Here is a 20,433-nt window from a genome sequence, read left to right on the forward strand (position 1 = left end):
ACCAGCCGCAAGCAGCCGATCCCCTACGATCGCATCGCCTATCGACGGCGCAATCGCATCGAGCGGATGTTCTCGCGGCTCAAGGACTTCCGCCGCGTTGCGACCCGATACGACGAGCTCGCCAGAAACTTCCTCGCCGGCGCCATCATCGCCGCCACTGTTGCCTGGTGGCTCAATTGAGTCCCGACCCTAGGCGTCTCCGCCCGCCGGGCTTCGATCCCTCGCGCGAGGGACTTTCTACTCCCTCGTTTAAAGTCAGGCGAGATCGAAGAGCGAACTTTCTTCGTTGCGGAGTCCACGCTTACGCTTCTCAGCGCGAATATGGGCTGAAAACCGCTTCTCCCAGTCAGGACCATGAACGAACCTGTGGAAGGGCACATCGCGGCATCTTAGGAGATCGATCCTGGAGCGCTTCGAAATAGCGTTGCACCCATCATATAGTACGTACAAGGCGTTGCCATAACGGGTGTTTTCAAAAACGATCAAATCGTCCGCAAACAAAGCGCCGATGTAGTGACTCAGGCCCCCACGGCCCTGGACGTAACGAACAGGATTTAACTTCTTGAACAGCGCTAAACGCGCCTTGACCGTCTTCTCTTGCCCCGGGGTCGGGCGGCGCAGACCGCTAACTGCGCGACGTCCGACCTCGTCTATCGTTCCAGGCGGGAAAATTTCCCAATCAAGGGTCAATGTCGAGAGCAAGTCAGTGGTGTCGGCGTCACTCGGGAGGATGTCGGCCGCGCCGAGGTTTTCTTGCAGAAAGTTAAGCGCGAAGAAGAGGGTGTCTTCGAAATCTGGAGCCGCACGGTCTAAGGTGAGGTCCACGATTACCTTGAACACGACCTCACCAGCCGAGCGCTCTTTCAGCTTCTCGATGTGAAAGGCGAACTCCGGCGGATCGACGTAGTCGCGCTGATAGACCTCGCGATCGAGCCAAACCGTGTGAGACCCATAGGCCCAGTCACCAAAATTAGGGGTTTCGACCCCGAAAGATCGGGTGATCATCGGCAGGTCCCGGCGGACCACGTCCCACCCATTTCGGTTCTTCTTCGAGAACGGCCCGACGTTCTCGTCCGGCACTATGCGAGCAGAGAAAGTCACGGCGCCGTTGATGACGCCCATGCCGAGGTGACGCAGTTCGCCGCGAGCCAGGGCCTCGACCTTCACAAGCTTGACCACGCCGGCCACGAACTGCGCCGTGGTCGGTGCAGCCGCCAGCTTGGCCTGGACGTGCTGAGGAATTTTCCTGAGATTTCGCTGCCAGGGAACGGGCAGGAATTGGCTGGACATGAGCGCCTCTCCCGTCAGCCTTTCTGCGGGCACGGGTGGTTGCCGTAGCTCCACGCCTCCCGAAACTTGCCACCGCTACCCTAAATTCGCAGCTCGGCGCCTTCGTGCTGGGCGATGCGCTTGGCCCTCTCGATCGCTTCCTGTTGGGTGTCGAAAACGCGGGTGAGCCGGGAATTCCCCTCACCACCTACGCCCCAGTGGCTGCCATGAGGCACCACGTACTGATTTTTACCGGTCATTTGATCATTTTTCCGTTCCGGGGGTTGATGAGGCCGCATCGCTGCCATATCATCAACCGGGTGTTGATGAATAACGCACAGAAGTGCAATTGTCAACCGAGGACGGGAGAGCACCACCATGGCATTCGGCGACAGGCTCAGACTTGCCCGACGGCGCGCAGGTCTATCGCTTGCGGCGCTTTCAGAACGGCTCGAAAGCAAGATTTCAGCCCAAGCTATCAACAAATATGAAAACGGTAAAATGATGCCCAGTTCCAGTATACTGGTAGAACTGGGAAAAGCTCTCGGCGTGTCTCTCGATTTTCTGCTGCAAGGTCAGGTAGCCGGGCTGGACGGTATCGAGTTCCGGAAACGGGCCAGCACCACGGACCAGGAGCGTGCGTTGGTGGAAACCGAGGTTATCGATCATGTCGAACGCTATTTAGCGATCGAAAAGATTTTGGACCTGCCGGATCAATCCAGGACTCTCGAAACTATCCCCCATGCGATTCTCCAAGAACCGGCGGAGGCCGAGAAGGAAGCCAGGAGCCTGCGGAAACGTTGGGATCTGGGGGGCGATCCCATTCCCAGCATGACCGCCCTCCTTGAGGAGCGGAACATCCGTGTCCTGAAGATCAACCTTCCTGACGGGTTCTCGGGGGTCACTTGCCACGTCAAACGCGGCGGTGACCGGCCAGACGTTCCCGTGATTGTCATCAATTCCTTCAACGTGGAGCGGGACAGGTTCACCCTAGCTCATGAGCTGGCGCACTCGGCAATCAAGGAAGTTCATACCGGGAAAGTCGAAAAAGCAATGGACCGGTTTGCGGCCGCATTTCTCATCCCTGCTGAGCACCTTGAGAATGAAGTAGGCAAGGAGCGAAGTTCTTTCGCATTCCAGGAGCTTGTACGGCTTAAGCACATCTATGGTGTTTCCATGATGGCCCTCTTGTCGCGCCTTCGCGATCTGGGCATCATCTCAGAGCAAAATTACAAGAACCTGTTCCGCAATCCACGTATACGCAAGTGGTTGAAGGAAGAGCCTGCGCCGCTTACTGAGCGTGAGGGCTTCGTTGCGCTTGAAATCCCGCAACGATTCGAGGGATACGTGTTCCGCGCTTTGGCAGAAGGGTTGATTCCGCCAACCAAGGCGGCAGCCCTGTTAAGAAAGCCTCTCGCGTATGTCGAGCAGCAGTTCAAGGGCCCCCAGTGAGCCCCTTCGGGTTGTCATAAACGATGCGTCGTGTCTTATCGACCTGCGCAAGGGATCTATTATAGAGCCTATGCTTGCGTTACCTTATCGTTTTGTCGTTCCTCTCCCCATTAAGGAAAACGAGCTTTTAGACTTTTCTGCACAAGACTGGGAATTCTTGCAGGCGGAAGGATTCGAGGTGATAGACCTCACGCCCGAACAGGTCACCCGAGCCAGTTCGCTACGTTTGAGCTACGGGAAACTCTCTCTCGAAGACTGCTTCTCGCTCGCGCTCGCGGAGTGTTTCGAAGCATCTATTCTTCTGACGGGCGATGCCGCGCTTAAGACGACAGCCACCCAGTTCAATATCGAGTCTCATGGCGTGTTGTGGGTCGTTGACCAGCTTCAGCAGAACGGAAGCGTCCACCCCCACGACCTCGCGAAATGCCTTGAGATTTGGCGCGACGACCCGTTGAACTTCGTGCCAGCAAACCTGATCACATCGCGTTTGAGATTGTTGAGGTAGCGCGTAGGGTGGGTTAGGCGCGGAGCGCCGTAACCCGCCGCAGTCCCTCACAAGTGGCGCCGAGCGGGGGGGTACGCGCCTTCGGCGCTAACACACCCTATGCGCTGAACCGCTCGACGCTCCACTCCGTCTCACCCACCGCTTCCGCGTCGTCTCGCGCCGCTCAGGTCTCCCACCGCCACCCCCTCCCTCTACTCCGCCAGCTCGCGCATCACCTTGATCAGGTCCGACTTGCCCTCGAAGCCGATGCCGGGGAGGTCGGGCATGACGATGTGGCCGTTCTCGACACGCACGCTGTCCGGGAAGCCGCCATAGGGCTGGAACAGGTCCGGATAGCTCTCGTTGCCGCCCAGGCCGAGGCCGGCCGCGATGTTGAGCGACATCTGGTGGCCGCCGTGCGGGATGCAGCGGGACGGCGACCAGCCGAGCTGATGCAGGACGTCGAGCGTGCGCAGATACTCGACGAGGCCGTAGGAGAGGGCGCAGTCGAACTGCAGCCAGTCGCGGTCCGGCCGCATGCCGCCGTAGCGCAGCAGGTTGCGGGCGTCCTGATGGGAGAACAGGTTCTCGCCGGTCGCCATCGGGCCGGGGTAGAACTCCGAGAGCGCGGCCTGCAGCGCGTAGTCGAGCGGATCGCCGACCTCCTCGTACCAGAACAGCGGATACTGCCGCAGCATCTTGGCGTAAGCGATGCCGGTCTCCAGGTCGAAGCGGCCGTTGGCATCGACGGCGAGCTGCGCCTCGCTGCCGATCTCGCTCAGCACCGCCTCGATGCGGGCCTTGTCCTCGCCGATCGGCGCGCCGCCGATCTTCATCTTCACCACCGTGTAGCCGCGATCGAGATAACCGCGCATCTCGGCCCGCAGGGCGGTGTGGTCCTTGCCCGGATAATAATAGCCGCCCGCCGCGTAGACGAAGACGCGTGGATCGGCGACGCGGCCCTTCTGCTCGGCCAGCATCCGAAACAGCGGCTGTCCGGCGATCTTCGCGGTGGCGTCCCAGATCGCCATGTCGAGGGTGCCGACCGCGACCGAACGCTCGCCGTGGCCGCCGGGCTTCTCGTTGGTCATCATGGCGGCCCACAGCTTGTGCGGATCGAGATTGTCGCCGGCCGCGTTCAGCACGCTGTTCGGATCGGCGCCGAGCAGACGGTCGCGAAACCGTTCGCGGATCAGTCCGCCCTGGCCGTAGCGGCCGTTGGAGTTGAAGCCGTAGCCGACGACACGGCGGCCGTCGCGCACCACGTCGGTCACCACCGCGACGAGGCTCGCCGTCATCTTGGAGAAGTCGATATAGGCGTTGCGGATGGGCGAGGCGATCGGCTTGGTGACCTCGCGGACGTCGACGATGCGCATGCCGGTTCTCCTCGGTGCGGAAGGGGCGGTGGGGGAATGGGCGCAGCCCTGTAGTTGTTGAAGCATCCCCTCCTCGTCATTCCGGAAGCCGCGAAGCGGCTGTCCGGAATCCATAACCCCGGTCTGAATTGTTTCGGACGCACAGGGGTTATGGGTTCCGGGCTCCGGCCTTCGGCCGGCCCCGGAACGACCGAGATCGAGATCTCACCGTCCTGCTAGGCTTGAATCGCTTTCCTGGCCAATGCCAAGATCGGATCGCCCCATGCGCGAAGCGCATCATGGATCATGCGCGAGCCGCATCATGGATTCCGACTGGCTGAGAGACTTTCTGGAGCTGGCGGAGCAGCGGAATTTTTCGCGGGCCGCCGATGCGCGGCATCTCTCCCAGCCGGCCTTCAGCCGGCGCATCCGGGCGCTCGAGGCGTGGGTCGGAACGCCGCTGTTCTCGCGCGGGACGGGCGGCGTGACGCTCACGCCGGCGGGGCGCCACCTGCGGCCGACGGTCGAGACGATGCTTCGCGACCTGGAGAAGGCGCGGCGCGAGACGCGCGACGTCGGCGAGCGCGGCATGGCGACGCTGTCGATCGCCGCGACGCACGCGCTGTCGTTCACGTTCTTTCCGTCGTGGATCAGGCGGCACCTGCGGTTCGAGTCATTGGGCACGCTCAACCTGCTGTCGGACAGCATGGCGGCGTGCGAGCAGGTGATGCTCGCCGGCGAGGTGCACTTTCTGCTCTGCCATGTCCACCCGGACGCGCCGACCCGCTTCGAGCCGGAGCGGTTCGAGAGTGCCCGGGTCGGCGACGATGTGCTGGTGCCGCTCTGCGCGCCCGCCGCCGATGGCCGGCCGGCGTGGCCGCTGCCCGCGGCCGCGGGTCGGCCGGCGCGGCTTCTCGCCTACAGCCGGGCGTCCGGCCTCGGCCGCATCGTCTCCGGCCATCGGGCGACGCGCGAGGCCGCCGCGCCCATGGAGACCGGGTTCACGTCGCATCTCGCCGCCACGCTGCTGACGATGGCGCGCGAGGGCCACGGCGTCGCCTGGCTGCCGCAGATGCTGGCGCAGGACGACATCGATCAGGGACGCCTCGTCCGCGCCGGATCGGTCGAGCTCGACATTCCGATCGAGATCAGGCTGGTCCGGTCGCCCGACTGCCGCAACACGGCGGCCGACGCGCTGTGGCGGGCCTCGAGCGGCGCCTGACGGTGCCGCGCACCTCTGCCGCGGCCGCGCGGCCGGGCTCGCAGCCCGGCACCGGCCGGGCGCGATGATCAGCAGTGGCGGGGGCAGTCCTGGTCGATGCGGGCCTGGGCCATCAGGATCACGGCGCGCTCGTCCGGCTGCCGGCTGCTGACGGTCTCGACGACACCGTAGGTGCCGGGCGCGTAGATCTCGGCGCACCACGTCTCGCCGTGCTTGGTGACGATGCGGTACCCGCGATAATTGCAATCGGTCATGTCGTCCTCCCGAGGAGCAGGGGATTCTGCACAGGCTTCTTGACCAGACGACGAAGACATCGTGGCGAACGCTTAAAATTCCATCAGAATGATTACTGATGCGGCAATTTCCGGAGCCTCGGAGGCTGCGCGAATGCGCGCATAGGTTGCATCATCGCGTGGTATTTGCGCATAAGGATAGGCCTGGGCCGCCTCGATCGGCCGCCGGAATGGCCGGGTCCGGGGCGCCGCAGACCGCCAACCCGGGTCCTGCGGCGCATCGGCCAAGGGTCGGAGAATACGGCAAAATTTGCCGATCCGGAGACGCCGCGCCGCGCGTATAAGTCGGGGGTGGATCGGGCTCGTGCCCGCTCGGCGAGGTCTCGCATCGGTCTGCCCGCGAACCGTCCGGGTGGATCACGTGAGCAGCATTTCGTCGGTCTCGGCAGTCTGGTCCTACACGGTCACGCAGATCGCGACCCTGACCAAGGACGAGATCGAGTCGCTCACCGACACCGACATCGACGGCCTCAAGTCGACCCAGATCGCCGCCTTCACGACGACCGAGATCACCGAGCTCAGCGCCTCGCAGCTCGCCGGCCTGTCGACCACCCAGATGAAGGCGCTGACCACGTCGCAGATCACGGCGCTGACGCCGGACCAGCTCTCCTTCACGGTCACCCAGCTCGCCGTGCTCAGCGGCGCCCAGATCCAGGCCTTCGACGACGAGGACATCGCGTCGCTGACCACGACGCAGATCTCAGGCCTCGCCACCACCCAGATCGCCGCCCTCACGCTCGACCAGTTCGAGGACATGACCGAGGCGCAGATCGCCGCGCTGACGACCAAGCAGGTGGCGGCGCTGACCACCACGCTGGTCGCCTCGCTGACCGGCACCCAGCTCGCCTCGCTCAGCGCCGCCCAGCTCGACGCCCTGACCAAGACCCAGCTCGCCGTCCTCTCGACGACCCAGATCGCCGACCTGAGCACGGCCCAGCTCGCCAAGCTGACCGCGACCGACATCGCGCTCCTCACCACCACGCAGCTCGACGCGCTGACCACCGAGCAGGTGTCGGCGCTCTCCACCACCCAGATCAAGGGGCTGACCAGCACCCAGCTCGCCTCGCTGGAGCCGACCCAGCTCGCTTCGCTGTCGTCGACCCAGGTCGCGGCGCTGTCGGCCGCGGCCGTGAAGGGCCTCGCCGCCACCCAGGTGGCGTCGCTCACGCTCGACCAGGTGGCGGCCCTGACCACGACCCAGCTCGCCGCGCTGACGGCGACGGCGGCCGAGGGCCTGGCGACCACCCAGCTCGCCGCCCTCACCACCACCCAGGTGCAGGGCCTCACCGCGACGGCGCTGGGCAGCCTGAGCACGACCCAGCTCGACGCGCTCGACGCGACCCGGTTCGGCGCGCTCACCGCGACCCAGATCAAGGGCCTCACGGAGGACCAGATCGACGCGCTCGGCGACGACCAGCTCGCGGCGCTGAGCGCGACCCAGGTCTCCGGCCTCACCAAGACCCAGATCGGCTGGCTCTCGACCACCCAGATCGCCGCGCTGACCACCGCCCAGCTCGCCGGCATGACGGCGAGCGGCGTCTCCGGGCTGACCTCGAGCCAGCTCGAGGCGATGACCGCGACCCAGTTCGCCAGCCTGACGAAAACGCAGATCGCCGGCCTGACCGCGACCCAGATCGGCGCCCTGTCGACGACCGCGATCGACGCCTTCTCGGCCACCCAGATCGCGGCGCTGTCGTCGGCCGCGGTGGCGGCCCTGAGCGCCGACCAGGTGCTGTCGCTGGAGCCGACGCAGCTCGCGGCGCTCGGCGCGGCCCAGATCGGGGCGCTGTCCACCACGGCGGTCGACGCCCTGTCGGCCGACCAGATCGCCGCCCTCACGGCGACCCAGCTCGCCGGCCTCACCTCGACCGACATCGGCACGCTGAGCGTCGAGCAGTTCTCGGCGCTGACCACCACCCAGATCGCCGGCCTCACCGCGACGCAGGTCAAGGGCCTGTCGCGCGATCTCCTGGAGACGCTGACCGGGACGCGGCTCGCGGCCCTGACCTCGACCGTGGTGAGCGGCCTCACCGCAACCCAGATCGGCTATCTCGGCACCGACCAGATCGCGGCGCTCGCCGTCACCCAGGTGGCGGGGCTCACCGCCGCGGCGATCGGTGCTCTGTCGGCCGACCAGGTCGCGGTGCTGTCGACGACGGTGCTGGCGGCGCTCTCGACCACCCAGATCAAGGGCCTGGTCAGCACCGAGATCGGCGGCCTGAGCACGGCCCAGCTCGCGGCGCTGTCGACCACCCAGGTCGCGGCCCTGACCACGACCGCGATCACCGGCCTCACCGACACCCAGATCGCGGCGCTCGGCACCACCCAGCTCGCGGCGCTGACCTCGACCCAGCTCTCGGCGCTGGGCTCGACCCAGGTCGACGCGCTGACCGCGACCGAGATCGCGCTGCTGACCACGACGCAGCTCCGTGGCCTCACCAGCACGGCCATCGGCGCCCTGGACACGACCCAGTTCGACCTTCTGAGCACCACCCAGCTCGCCGCGCTGACGACGACCCAGATCAAGGGCCTCACCGGCGACCTGATCGCCGAGCTGACCGGGACGCGGCTCGCCGCGCTCACCCAGACCGAGCTCGCCGGCCTCACCACCACCCAGATCGGCATGTTCTCGACCGAGCAGGTGGCGGCGTTCACCACCACCCAGGTGGTCGGGCTCACCGCCACGGCGATCGCGGCGTTCTCGACCGAGCAGCTCCAGGCGCTGACCACGACCCAGGTCGCCGCGCTGACCGTCACCCAGATCAAGGGCTTCACCAGGACCGAGATCGCGGCGCTGACCGAGACCCAGGTCGGCGCGCTCGGCACCACCCAGATCGCCGCCTTCACCACCACGGCCATCGCCGGCCTGACCGAGGCGCAGATCGCCGGGCTCAATACCAAGCAGCTGCAGTCGCTCACCGCCGCCCAGGTCACGGCGCTGACCACCACCACGGTCACGGCGCTCGGCACCGGCCAGATCGCGACCCTGACGACGACCCAGATCAAGGCGCTGTCCAGCACCACCATCGGGGCACTCGGCGAGACGCAGCTCGCGGCGCTGACCACGACGCAGCTCGGCGTCCTCACCACCGGCCAGATCAAGGGGCTGACCGAGGAGCAGATCGGCCTTCTCACCGGCACGCGCCTCGCCGCGCTGACCGCGACCGAGCTCGGCGGACTGACCACGACCCAGATCGGCTATCTGTCGGAAGACCAGATCGCGGCGCTGACCACCACGCAGATCCGCGGCCTCTCAGCAACCGGCATCGGCGCCCTCGACGAGGGGCAGATCGCGGCCCTGTCGACCACCCAGATCGCGGTGCTGTCCACCACCCAGGTGAAGGGCCTGACCAAGACCGAGATCGCGGCGCTGTCGCTCGACCAGCTCGCCGCCGTCACCACGGCCCAGATCGCGGCGCTGACCACCACGACCGTCGCCGGCCTCACCGAGACCCAGCTGGTCGCGCTGACCACCAAGCAGTTCGAGGCGCTGACCGCGACCGAGTTCTCGGCGCTCACCACCACGGCGGTCGCCGCGCTGACGGCGACCCAGCTCGCCTCGATCACCACGACCCAGATCAAGGGCCTGACCAGCACGGGCGTCGGCGCGCTGACCACCACCCAGCTCGTCGCGCTGTCGAGCACCCAGCTCGCGGCGCTGACCACGACCCAGGTGAAAGGCCTGAAGACCGAGCAGATCGTCGCCCTGTCGGCGAGCCAGCTCGGCGGCATGACCTCGACCGAGCTCGGCGCGCTGACCACCACCCAGGTGGCGTCGCTGACCACCACGCAGCTCGCGACACTGACGACGACGCAGCTCAAGGGCCTGACCTCGACCGAGGTCGGGGCGCTGACCTCGACCCAGCTCGCGGCGCTCACGACCACCCAGATCGCGGCGCTCACCGCCACCGCCGTCAAGGGGCTGGAGACCAGCGACGCGGCGTCGCTTTCGACGACCCAGATCGCCTCGCTCACCACCACCCAGGTGGCGGCGATGACGACCACGGCACTGGCCGCCCTCACCACCGAGGCGATCGGCGCGCTGACCACCACCCAGGTCGCGGCGCTGACCTCGACCCAGGTCGGCAATCTCGAGGACACCCAGATCGCCGCGCTGTCGGCGACCCAGCTCGCCGCCCTCACCACCACGGGCATCAAGGGGCTGACCTCGACCGAGGTCGCCGCTCTCGACGAGACCCAGATCGCGGCGCTCTCCACCACCCAGATCGCCAGCCTGTCGACCAAGGCGATCACCGGCCTCGGCACCACGGACCTGGCGGCCCTGAGCAGCGCCCAGCTCGCGGCGCTGACCTCGACCCAGCTCGGGGCGATGAAGACGACCCAGATCGCCGCGCTGTCGGCGAGCCAGCTCGCCGCGCTCACCACGACGCAGCTGCGCGGCCTGTCCTCGACCGAGATCGGCGCGCTCACCACGACCCAGGTCGCGGCGCTGACCACGGCGCAGGTGTCGGCCCTCACCACCACCCAGATCAAGGGGCTCACGGCCGACCAGATCGACGCGTTCTCGGCGACCCAGCTCGCCGTGATGTCGTCGACCCAGCTCGCCGCCTTCTCGGCCTCGAGCCTCGGCGACCTCGACGCCGACGCCTTCGCGGCCCTGACCACGACCCAGCTCGCCGCGCTGACCTCGACGCAGTTCGCCGCCCTCGGCACGGCCCAGGTGGCGGCGCTGTCGGCGACCCAGATCGCCGCCCTCACCACCACCGAGCTGCAGGGCCTGACCGACACCCAGATGGCGGCGCTGTCGAGCACCCAGCTCGCCGCGCTCTCGACGACGCAGATCGAGGCGTTGAGCGCCACCGCGGTCTCCGGCCTCACCAGCACCGAGATCGCCTCGCTCACCACGGCGCAGCTTCGCGCCATCACCGAGACGGCGATCGCCGGCCTGCTCGAAGCCCAGATGGCGGCCTTCTCGACCACCCAGATCGCCGCGCTCACCACCACCCAGGTGGCGGCCCTGCAGACCACGGCGATCGGCGGCCTCACCACGGCCGAGGTGGCGGCGCTGACCACCTCGCAGGTGTCCGTCCTCACCGCGACCCAGGTCGGTGCGCTCGCCTCGACCCAGGTGGCGGCGCTGACCGCGAGCCAGCTCGGCGTCCTCACCGCGACCACCATCGCGGGCTTCGCCGAGACCCAGGTCGGCGCCCTGACCGTCACCCAGGTGGCGGCGCTGTCGACCTCCCAGGTCGCGGCGCTGAGCACCACGGGCCTCGCCGGGCTGACCGCGACCGGCGTCGCCACGCTGTCGACCAGCCAGATCCAGGCGCTCACCAAGACCCAGCTCGCCGCCCTCGACGAGACCCAGGTCACGGCGCTCTCCGCCACCCAGATCGCGGCGCTGAAGACCACCCAGGCGGCGAGCCTCACCGCCACCGAGATCGGCTGGCTCACCACCACGCAGGTCGGCGCGCTCTCGACCAGCCAGCTCGCTGCGCTCGGCGCCACCCAGATCGCCGGCCTGACCTCGACCGAGGTCAAGGCGCTGACGACGACGCAGCTCGGCGTGCTGAACGAGACCCAGATCGCGGCGCTGTCGACCACGGCGCTGGCCGGCCTCTCCGTCACGGCCGTCGCGGCGCTGACGACCACCCAGGTGTCGTCGCTGACCGCGACCCAGGTCGCGGCCCTGAAGGACACCCAGATCGCGGCGCTGTCGACCGACCAGGTCTCCCGGCTGACCACCACCGAGATCAAGGGTCTGACCGCGACGCAGGTCGCGGCGATGAGCACGACCCAGCTCGCGGCGATGACGACGACCCAGTTCTCGGCCCTGACCACCTCGGCGATCGCCGGCCTGACCAGGACGGAGCTCGCCTCGCTCTCGGCGACGCAGCTCTCCGCCCTCACCACGACGCAGCTCTCCGGCCTGACCGACACGCAGGTCGAGGCGCTCACCGCGGCGCAGTTCGCGTTGCTGACCCCCGCCCAGATCGCCGCGCTGGGCACCGATGGGCTCGACGGGCTGGAGACGGGCGACCTCGCCTCCCTGAGCACCACCCAGGTGGTGGCCCTCACCGCGACCCAGATCGCCTCGCTCGACGAGACCCAGATCGCCGCTTTCACGGCCACCCAGGTCGCCGCCCTCACCACCACCCAGGTGAAGGCGCTGTCGGCGACCCAGATCGGGGCGCTGACGACGGCCCAGCTCGCCGCGCTCACCTCGGCGCAGCTCGCCGTGCTCACCACCACGGCGGCCGCCGGGCTGACCACCAGCGAGATCCAGGCGCTGAGCACGACCCAGCTCGGTGCCCTGACGGCCACGGCTTTGAGCGCGCTCTCGACCACCCAGGTCCGCGCCCTCTCCGAGGCCCAGATCGCGGCGCTGACGACGACGCAGCTCAGGGGCCTGACCGCCACCGAGGTCGGGGCGCTGACCACCACCCAGATCGCCGCCCTGACGACCACCCAGACCGCGGCCCTGACGGCGACCCAGGTCGGCGGCCTCACCGACACCCAGCTCGCCGCGCTGAGCACGGCCCAGCTCGCCGCGCTCACCACCACCCAGGTGGCGGCGCTCTCGACGGCCGCCATCGACGGCCTCACCCGCACCCAGATCGCGGCGCTGAGCACCACCCAGGTGGCGGCCCTGACGGCGACCGAGATCGGCGCCCTCGACGTCACCCAGATCGCCGCGCTGACCACCGGCCAGATCGAGGCGCTGACGACCACGGCCGTGAAGGGGCTCACCGGCACCCAGGTCGCCGCGCTCTCGACCGCGCAGCTCGCCGTCCTCACCACGACGCAGATTTCGGCCCTCACCACGACGGCCGTCCAGGGCCTCACCGCGACCGAGATCACGGCGCTGAGCACCACCCAGCTCGGCGCCCTGACGGCGACCGAGATCGCCAACTTCACCACCACCCAGGTGGCGAGCCTCACCGAGACCCAGATCGCGGCGCTGACGACGACCCAGCTCAAGGGCCTCACCGCCACCGAGGTGGCGGCGCTGTCGACCGCCCAGCTTGCCGCGCTCTCCACCCGGCAGGTGTCGAGCCTCACGGTCACGGCGATCGCCGGCCTCACCGACAGCCAGGTCGCGTCGCTGACCACCACCCAGGTCGCCTCGCTGACCACGACCCAGATCGCCGGCCTGTCCACCACCGGCATCCGCGGCCTGACCGCCACCGAGTTCGAGGCGCTCGGCACGCGCCAGCTCGCCGCCCTGACCTCCACCCAGGTCGGCGCCCTGACCACGACGCAGCTCGCCGGCCTGACAGACACGCAGCTCGACCAGCTCACCACCACGGCGATCGGCGGCCTGACCTCGACCCAGGCGGCGGCGCTGACGACGACGCAGCTCGCCGGCCTCGACGAGACCCAGATCGCGGCGCTGTCGACCACGGCGGTCGCCGGCCTCACCACGGCCGAGCTCGCCGCGCTCGGCAGCACCCAGCTCGCGGCGCTCACCGCGACCCAGATCGGTGCGCTCGGCACCACCCAGGTGGCGAGCCTCACCACCAGCCAGATCGGCGTGCTGACCACGACGCAGCTCGCCGGCCTCACGAAGACCGAGGTCGGCGCCCTGACCACGGCCCAGCTCGCGGCGCTCGGCACCAAGCAGGTCGCGGCGCTGACCACCACGGCGGTGGCGGGCCTGACCTCGACCCAGGTGGCGAGCCTCTCGACCACCCAGATCGCGGCGCTGACCACGGCCCAGATCGCCAGCCTCTCCACCACGGCCGTGAAGGGGCTGACCGCGACCGAGATCGCCGCCTTCACGACGACGCAGCTCACCAGCCTCACCGCGACCCAGATCGGCGCGCTGACCACCACGCAGGTCGCCGACCTGACGAACGGCCAGCTCGGCACCCTGACCACGACCCAGGTCGCCGGCCTCACCGACACGGGCGTGGCGGCGCTGAGCACCACCCAGCTCGCGGCGTTGAGCACCACCCAGCTCGCCAGCCTGTCCAAGACCGGCATCGGCGGCCTCACGGCCACCCAGATCACCTCGCTGACCACCACTCAGATCGAGACGCTGACCACGACCCAGATCGGCGCGCTCTCGACCGCGGCGATCTCCAGCCTGACCGCGACCGAGCTGGCCAGCCTCACCGAGACGCAGTTCCGCAGCCTCATCCCCACCCAGGTCGCGGCCCTGACGGCGGCCCAGGTCGCCTCGCTGACGACGACGCAGATCGGCCTGCTGACCACCACCGAGATCGCCGGCCTCGCCAGCACCCAGGTCGGGGCGCTGACCGCGACCCAGATCGAGGCGCTGACCACCACCCAGCTCGCCAGCCTCTCGACCACCGGCGTCACCGGCCTCACCGCCACGCAGGTGGCCGACCTGACCGTCACCCAGCTCGCGGCGCTCACCGCCACCGAGATGGCGGCGCTCACCAGCACGGCCATCACGGGGCTCACGACCACGCAGTTCGCCGCGCTGACGACGACGCAGTTCTCCAGCATCTCGGCGACCGGCATCGCCGGCCTGACGACGACCCAGATCGCCGGCCTCACCACCACCCAGATCAATCTCCTGACCGCGACCGAGATCAGCGGCCTCACCGCGGCCCAGGTGTCGGCGCTGAGCGTCACCCAGGTCGGCGAGCTGACGGCGAGCGACATCGGCCACCTCTCGGCCGTCGCCATCACGGGCCTCACCGAGGCGCAGATCGACGCCCTGACGGTGACGCAGATCAGCGGCCTCACCTCGACCCAGATCGGCTCGCTGTCGACCACGGCGATCGGCTATCTGGACGCCACCGACATCCAGGCCATGACGGTGACGCAGCTCGCCGGCCTGGTGCGCATGCAGCTGCGCACGCTCAGCGCCGCGCAGCTCGCCGCGCTCTCGACCACCCAGATCGCCTCGCTGACCGAGACGCAGGTCGGCTCGCTCACCGTCACCGAGCTGGAGGAGCTGTCGGCCACCCAGTTCGCCGCGCTGACCGCGACCCAGGTCTCCGGCATCTCGGCGCAGGCGCTCGGCAGCCTCGACCAGACGACGATGTCGCAGCTCTCCGCCGTGCAGCTCAGCGGTCTCACCACGACCACCATGGCGCTGCTCACCGAGACGTTCTTCGACCTCCTGTCGGTCGAGCAGATCGAGGCCTTCAATGCGACGCAAATTGACGCGCTGACCACGACTCAACTAGCCAGCATGTCGGACGAGCAGCTCGCCGCCCTGAACGCCGCCCTGACCTGACGAGACGCGGCGTCACATCCGGAAACAAGCCGGAAGTCCGTCGTCCGGTGTGTTTCCGAATCGTGTCGCCGAGCGGCCTCGCGCCGCGCCCAGCCGAAGAGACCAGACATGACCGACGCCCTCGCATCGCCCGCCGCCGTTCCGCTCCCGGGCTCGGCCTTCGGGGTGATGGACCTGATCAGGGCCTCCGAGACGCTCAAGCAGAGCGGCCAGCACCGCGCCGCCGAGAGCCTCTATGCGGGCTGGATCCAGGGCAATCCGGAGGATCCGCTGCTCTATGCGGTGCTGTTCAACTATTCGGTGCTGCTGACCGAGTCCGGCGATCTCGCCCAGGCGGGCGACTGCCTGCGCCGCGCCATCGCGCTCAATCCGGAGTTCATGCCGGCCTACATCAATGTCGGCCGCATTCACGAGCGCACCGGCGCGATCGGCGACGCCGTCACCCAGTGGCTCGCCGTGACCGAGAAGCTCGCCGCGATCACCGGCACCAACATCTCCTACAAGACCACGGCGCTGAACCAGGCGGCCCGCGCGCTGGAGGCCGTCAACCAGGACGCCGCCGCCGAGGACGTGCTGCGCCAGAGTCTCGACATCGACGGCCATCAGCGCGAGGTGGCGCAGCACTATGTCGCGGCCCGGCAGCGCCAGTGCGAGTGGCCCGTGGTGGCGCCGTGGGAGCGGGTCGGCCGCGAGACGCTGGCGAGCGGCATGTCGCCGCTGTCGGCCGCCGCCTACACGGACGATCCGCTGTTCCTTCTCGGCAGCGCCTGGCACTACAACAAGACCGACGTCGGCACGCCGGCCGGCGTGATGACCGAATGGCCGCGGGCCCGCGACGCGACCGGGCCGCTGCGCATCGGCTACGTGTCGTCGGATCTGCGCGAGCACGCGGTCGGCCATCTGATGGCCGAGGTGTTCGGGCTGCACGACCGCACCGCGGTCGAGGTCTCGGCCTATTACTGCGGCGTGCCGGCGAGCGACGCCATGCACGAGCAGTTCAAGGCCTCGGCCGATCGCTTCGTCTCGATCAGCCAGATGGACGACGCCGCGGCGGCGCGCCGGATCGCCGAGGACGGCATCCAGATTCTGGTCGACGTCAACGGCTATACGCGCGACGCCCGCACCCGGCTGTTCGCGATCCGGCCGGCGCCCGTGATCGTCAACTGGCTCGGCTATCCGGGCACCATGGCGAGCCCGTATCACCACTACGTCGTCGCCGACGACTTCGTCGTTCCGCCGAGCCACGAGATCTATTACTCCGAGGCGGTGCTGCGGCTGCCCTGTTACCAGCCCAACAACCGCAAGCGCGTCGTCTCGGAGCGCGTGCCGACCCGGGCCGAGGCGGGTCTGCCCGACGACGCCACGGTGTTCTGCTCGTTCAACGGCACCCACAAGCTGACGCGCTTCACCTTCGACCGCTGGCTCTCCATCCTGGACGGCGTGCCCGGCAGCGTGCTGTGGCTGCTCAGCGGCCACGAGACCGTGCACGAGCGGCTGAAGGCCCATGCCCGCCGGCGCGGCGTCGCGCCCGAGCGGCTGGTGTTCGCCCCCAAGATGGCGAATCCCGACCACATGGCGCGCTATCCGCTCGCCGACCTGTTCCTCGACTCGACGCCCTACGGCGCCCACACCACCGCCTCCGATGCGCTGTGGATGGGCGTGCCGGTGCTCACCTATGCGGGCCGCGCCTTCGCGTCGCGGGTGTGCGGCAGCCTGGTGCGGGCCGCCGGCGTGCCGGATCTGGTCTGCACCACGGCCGAGGCGTTCGTCGCCCGCGGCATCGCGCTCGGCCGCGACCGTGCCGCCCTCGCCGCGTATCGCGAGCGCATCCGGGCCGGCCGCGACACCTGCACGCTGTTCGACACGCCGCGGCTGGTGCGCGAGCTGGAGGGGCTCTACGGGCAGATGTGGCAGGCCTTTCAGGCCGGCACGCTGCCGCGGCCCGATCTCGCGAACCTCGACGTCTGCCTCGAGCTCGGCCTCGCCGTCGACCACGAGGCGACCGAGGTGCAGACCATCGCCGACTATCACGGCTGGTGGGCCGAGCGCCTCGCCCGCCGCGACGCCGTCCGGCCGATCCCCCCGTGCGATCGCTTCGCCGCCCTGCGAGCCGGCGGCTGACGGGGGAGGGGGCCCGGGACCGGAGCCGGCGTCCCGAGCCGCGGCAGTCTGCGTCGCGGCTCGCGCCCGACACGTTGCAAATCACGACGGATTCGCGGAAGTCTCGGACGCCGTGCGCCGGCGCGATCGTGCCCCCGCACGAGCCCCGCTCGCGACTCCCGGAGACGTTCCCATGGTCCAGACGGCGACGCAGGTTCTCGACTGGCTCGGGATCGTCGTCTTCGCGCTGACGGGAGCGCTGGTCGCGTCGCGCAAGGAGATGGACGTGGTCGGCTTCGCCGTCCTCGCCACCGTCACCGGGATCGGCGGCGGAACCGTCCGCGACGTCCTGCTGGACGTGCCGGTCTTCTGGGTGCGCGAGCCCGCCTATCTGATCACCTGCGTGGTCGTCGCCCTCGTCGCGTTCTTCACCGCGCATGTGCCGCAGTCGCGCTACCGCTACCTGCTGTGGCTGGATGCCGTCGGCCTCGCGCTGTTCGCTGTCGCCGGAACCGAGAAGGCCATGGAGACCGGAGTCGGGGCCACGGTCGCCATGGCGATGGGCGTCATCACGGCGACGTTCGGCGGCATCATCCGCGACCTTCTCGGGGGCGAGGTCCCGGTGATCCTCAGTCGTGAGATCTACGCCTCCGCGGCCCTCGCGGGAGCCGCCGCCTTCGTCGCCCTGGGCGCGATTGGCGTGCCGCGCGAGGCGGCGATCGCGGCCGGCTTCGTCGTCGGCCTGCTCATCCGGGCCGCGGCGCTGCGCTACGGCTGGTCGCTGCCGCGCTACCGGTCCCGCCCCGGCCTGCCGCACGATCCACGCCGGTGAGCCGCCGGCGCCGCTGCGGCCGCGGCCGCGCCAACTGTTCGCGTATGCGAAACACGATCGCGTCGTATGTTGAACAGCTCGCCTTTCCTCGGCGTCACCCGAGCGCTATCATGGCCGAAACGTGTTTTGTTCTCGCGAACGAAACCGACGGCGGGGAGACAGCATGGGCGACGCTCTGAGAACATCGGTGGGGCGGGTCGCGTTGAAAAACCCGCTGATCGCCGGATCGGCCGAGCATCTGATCGACGCCGACGGCGTGCGCCGCGCGCTGCGCGCCGGCGTCGGCGCCGTGGTGGTGAAGTCGACCAACGAGTCGCAGGCGGCGCGGCACCAGCTCCAGTGCGCCGAGTACATGGTGCTGGACGACCGCTGGCGGCCGATCCCGTGGGACGCGAGCGCACCGCCGCACGCCTTCGTCGCCTGCCGCTCCGGCCTGTCGCCGCAGCCGTTCGAGGCGTGGCTGGAGCAGACCGCGATGCTGGACCGCGAGGCGAAGGCCTTCGACGCCTACGCGGTGGCGAGCCTGATCCTGGCCGAGCTGGAGCCGGCCGTCGCCATGGCGCGCCGGATCGAGCAGGCCGGCGTGCGGGTGCTGGAGCTGAACATCGGCACGCCCTATGCGAGCCAGGCCGCCAAGGGCGCGGTCTCGACCGAGCTCGACCCGGCGCGCATCACCACCATCGTGTCGGCCGTGCGGGCCGCCATAAAAATCCCGCTGTGGATCAAGATCACCGGCCAGAGCGAGCGGGTGCCGGAGCTGGCGGCCGCCGCCGTCGCGGCGGGCGGCGAGGCCGTGATCATGGCGGGCCGCTCGCTCGGGCTGATCCCGGACGTCGAGACCTTCGAACCGATGCTCGGGACGACGCTGGGCGTCGGAGGGCACTGGAACCTGCCGCTCACCTGCCAGTGGCTGGCGCTGTCGCGCGCGAGGCTCGGGCCCGGAACGCCGCTGATCGCCACCAACGGCGCGCAGACCGGCCTCGACATCGCCCGCATGATGCTGGCCGGCGCCTGCGCCGTGGAGATGGCCTCGGCCGTGATGCTGCGCGGCTTTCCGGTGCTGTCCGACGCGCTCGCCGAGTTCGAGGCCTATCTGGCCCGCAAGGAGGTGACGGCCCAAGGCCTGATCGGCCGCGCCGCCGACGCCCGCAAGACCTTCGCCGAGATGCCGCTGCGCCAGGACGACTGGAAGCGCTACGTCCCGCATTGACGGCGGCGAAGGTCGGCCGCGTCGCCGCGGCTGATCACATCGCCAGCGCCACCGCGCCGAGCAGCACCGCCGTCCCGCCGAACGCGACGCGATAGAGCCACAGCGCCCGAAACACGTCGGCGGCGGTCGCGTCGGCACGGCCATCGCCCATCCAGGCGGCGTCGACTTTTGTGCCGGCATAGACGCGCGGGCCGGCGAGGCGCAGGCCGAGTGCGCCCGCCATGGCGGCCTCGGGCCAGCCGGCGTTCGGCGACGTGTGCTTTCGGGCGTCGCGGCGCAGCGCCGTCCAGGCGCCGCGGGCCGAGGCGCCGGGCACGATCGCGGCGGCCGCCACCAGCATCAGCCCGGTGAGCCGCGAGGCCGGCAGGTTGACGAGGTCGTCGAGCCGCGCCGCCGCGAAGCCGAAGGCGCCGTGGCGCGCCGTCCTGTGGCCGATCATGCTGTCGGCCGTGTTGATCGCCTTGTAGGCCAGCATGCCGGGCAGGCCGCCGACCAGGAACCAGACGGCCGGCGCCGTGACGCCGTCCGAGGCGTTCTCGGCCAGGCTCTCGATGGCGGCGCGGGCGACCGCCGCCTCGTCCAGCGTCGCCGGGTCGCGGCCGACGATCTTTTGCACCTCGCGCCGCCCGCCGGCGAGGCCCTCGGCCGCGAGCGCGCCGGCGACCGCCCCGACATGCCGGTCGAGGCTGCCGCCGGCGATCAGCACGGCGGCCGCGACCACGATCAGGACCAGCCCGAGCGGCGCCGTGGCGCGGGCCGGCATCTCCAGCACGAGCCCGGCCGACACGCTCACGGCGAGCAGCACGCCCACCGTCGCGAAGCCCGCGACGCGGCGGGAAGCGTCCGGCCACTCCGCCCGGTTGAGACGGCGGTCGAGCGTCGCGATCAGCGCGCCGATCCACGACACCGGATGGCCGATCGCCCGGAACAGCGCGTCCGGATAGGCGAACGCCGCCTCCAGCGCGGCGGCCAGCACCAGAACGACGAGACGGTCCGAAACGTCCAGCATCACGCCCTCGGTCGCGCCGCGGCGCCGCGGCG

At 69.1% G+C, this 20,433-nt stretch carries 13 protein-coding genes; 8 read left to right on the top strand and 5 right to left on the bottom strand.

Annotation, left to right across the window (positions count from 1 at the left end):
• Window positions 1-180, top strand: a 180-nt coding sequence (locus CH341_RS13920) for a transposase (protein WP_146604473.1), incomplete at its 5' end; no start/stop codon positions are given.
• 75 nt (window positions 181-255) lie between these two features.
• Here the strand turns inward: CH341_RS13920 and CH341_RS13925 are convergent.
• Both CH341_RS13925 and CH341_RS36310 read right to left on the bottom strand, forming a co-directional pair.
• A complete protein-coding gene (locus CH341_RS13925) occupies window positions 256-1,290 on the bottom strand; it encodes a hypothetical protein (protein WP_111419620.1) in 1,035 nt (344 codons plus the stop codon).
• 80 nt (window positions 1,291-1,370) lie between these two features.
• Window positions 1,371-1,649 carry a DUF2188 domain-containing protein gene (locus CH341_RS36310; RefSeq protein WP_342635015.1) on the bottom strand — a complete coding sequence of 93 codons (279 nt, stop codon included), beginning with the start codon at window positions 1,647-1,649 and terminating at the stop codon, window positions 1,371-1,373.
• Between CH341_RS36310 and CH341_RS13935 the strand changes: the two genes are divergently transcribed.
• Entirely contained in the window at window positions 1,648-2,721 is a 1,074-nt protein-coding gene (locus tag CH341_RS13935) for an XRE family transcriptional regulator (RefSeq protein WP_111419622.1), read from the top strand. The two genes, CH341_RS36310 and CH341_RS13935, sit on opposite strands and share 2 nt — an antisense overlap.
• On the top strand, window positions 2,690-3,226 hold the full coding sequence (locus CH341_RS13940) for a PIN domain-containing protein (protein WP_483475687.1): 537 nt from the start codon (window positions 2,690-2,692) through the stop codon (window positions 3,224-3,226). Before CH341_RS13935 ends, CH341_RS13940 begins: the two co-directional genes overlap by 32 nt.
• A gap of 191 nt (window positions 3,227-3,417) precedes the next feature.
• Here CH341_RS13940 and CH341_RS13945 read toward each other — a convergent pair whose 3' ends face one another.
• Window positions 3,418-4,581, bottom strand: a complete 1,164-nt coding sequence (locus CH341_RS13945) for a mandelate racemase/muconate lactonizing enzyme family protein (RefSeq protein WP_111419624.1) — start codon at window positions 4,579-4,581, stop codon at window positions 3,418-3,420.
• 301 nt (window positions 4,582-4,882) lie between these two features.
• Here CH341_RS13945 and CH341_RS13950 point away from each other — a divergent pair, with 301 nt between their 5' ends.
• Complete coding sequence (locus CH341_RS13950; RefSeq protein WP_111419625.1) at window positions 4,883-5,782, top strand: LysR family transcriptional regulator; 900 nt, start codon at window positions 4,883-4,885, stop codon at window positions 5,780-5,782.
• A 68-nt stretch (window positions 5,783-5,850) separates the two neighbouring features.
• Here CH341_RS13950 and CH341_RS13955 read toward each other — a convergent pair whose 3' ends face one another.
• Complete coding sequence (locus tag CH341_RS13955; protein WP_111419626.1) at window positions 5,851-6,036, bottom strand: hypothetical protein; 186 nt, start codon at window positions 6,034-6,036, stop codon at window positions 5,851-5,853.
• A 400-nt stretch (window positions 6,037-6,436) separates the two neighbouring features.
• On the opposite strand from CH341_RS13955, the gene CH341_RS13960 reads away from it, so the two are divergent.
• From CH341_RS13960 to CH341_RS13975, 4 genes are all read left to right on the top strand, one after another.
• Window positions 6,437-15,250: a beta strand repeat-containing protein gene (locus tag CH341_RS13960; RefSeq protein WP_146604474.1), complete on the top strand. Its 8,814-nt coding sequence runs from the start codon at window positions 6,437-6,439 to the stop codon at window positions 15,248-15,250.
• A 108-nt stretch (window positions 15,251-15,358) separates the two neighbouring features.
• Window positions 15,359-17,371 carry an O-linked N-acetylglucosamine transferase, SPINDLY family protein gene (locus tag CH341_RS13965; protein ID WP_111419628.1) on the top strand — a complete coding sequence of 671 codons (2,013 nt, stop codon included), beginning with the start codon at window positions 15,359-15,361 and terminating at the stop codon, window positions 17,369-17,371.
• Window positions 17,372-17,543: 172 nt separating this feature from the next.
• Window positions 17,544-18,182, top strand: a complete 639-nt coding sequence (locus CH341_RS13970; RefSeq protein ID WP_111419629.1) for a trimeric intracellular cation channel family protein — start codon at window positions 17,544-17,546, stop codon at window positions 18,180-18,182.
• A 163-nt stretch (window positions 18,183-18,345) separates the two neighbouring features.
• Window positions 18,346-19,392, top strand: coding sequence for a tRNA-dihydrouridine synthase (locus CH341_RS13975; protein WP_111419630.1), 1,047 nt, complete (start codon window positions 18,346-18,348; stop codon window positions 19,390-19,392).
• A gap of 34 nt (window positions 19,393-19,426) precedes the next feature.
• Here the strand turns inward: CH341_RS13975 and cbiB are convergent, their stop codons facing one another.
• Window positions 19,427-20,401, bottom strand: a complete 975-nt coding sequence (cbiB, locus tag CH341_RS13980) for an adenosylcobinamide-phosphate synthase CbiB (RefSeq protein ID WP_111419631.1) — start codon at window positions 20,399-20,401, stop codon at window positions 19,427-19,429.
• Window positions 20,402-20,433: the final 32 nt, after the last annotated feature.

The organism is Rhodoplanes roseus (assembly GCF_003258865.1).
Taxonomy (GTDB): Bacteria; Pseudomonadota; Alphaproteobacteria; order Rhizobiales; family Xanthobacteraceae; genus Rhodoplanes; species Rhodoplanes roseus.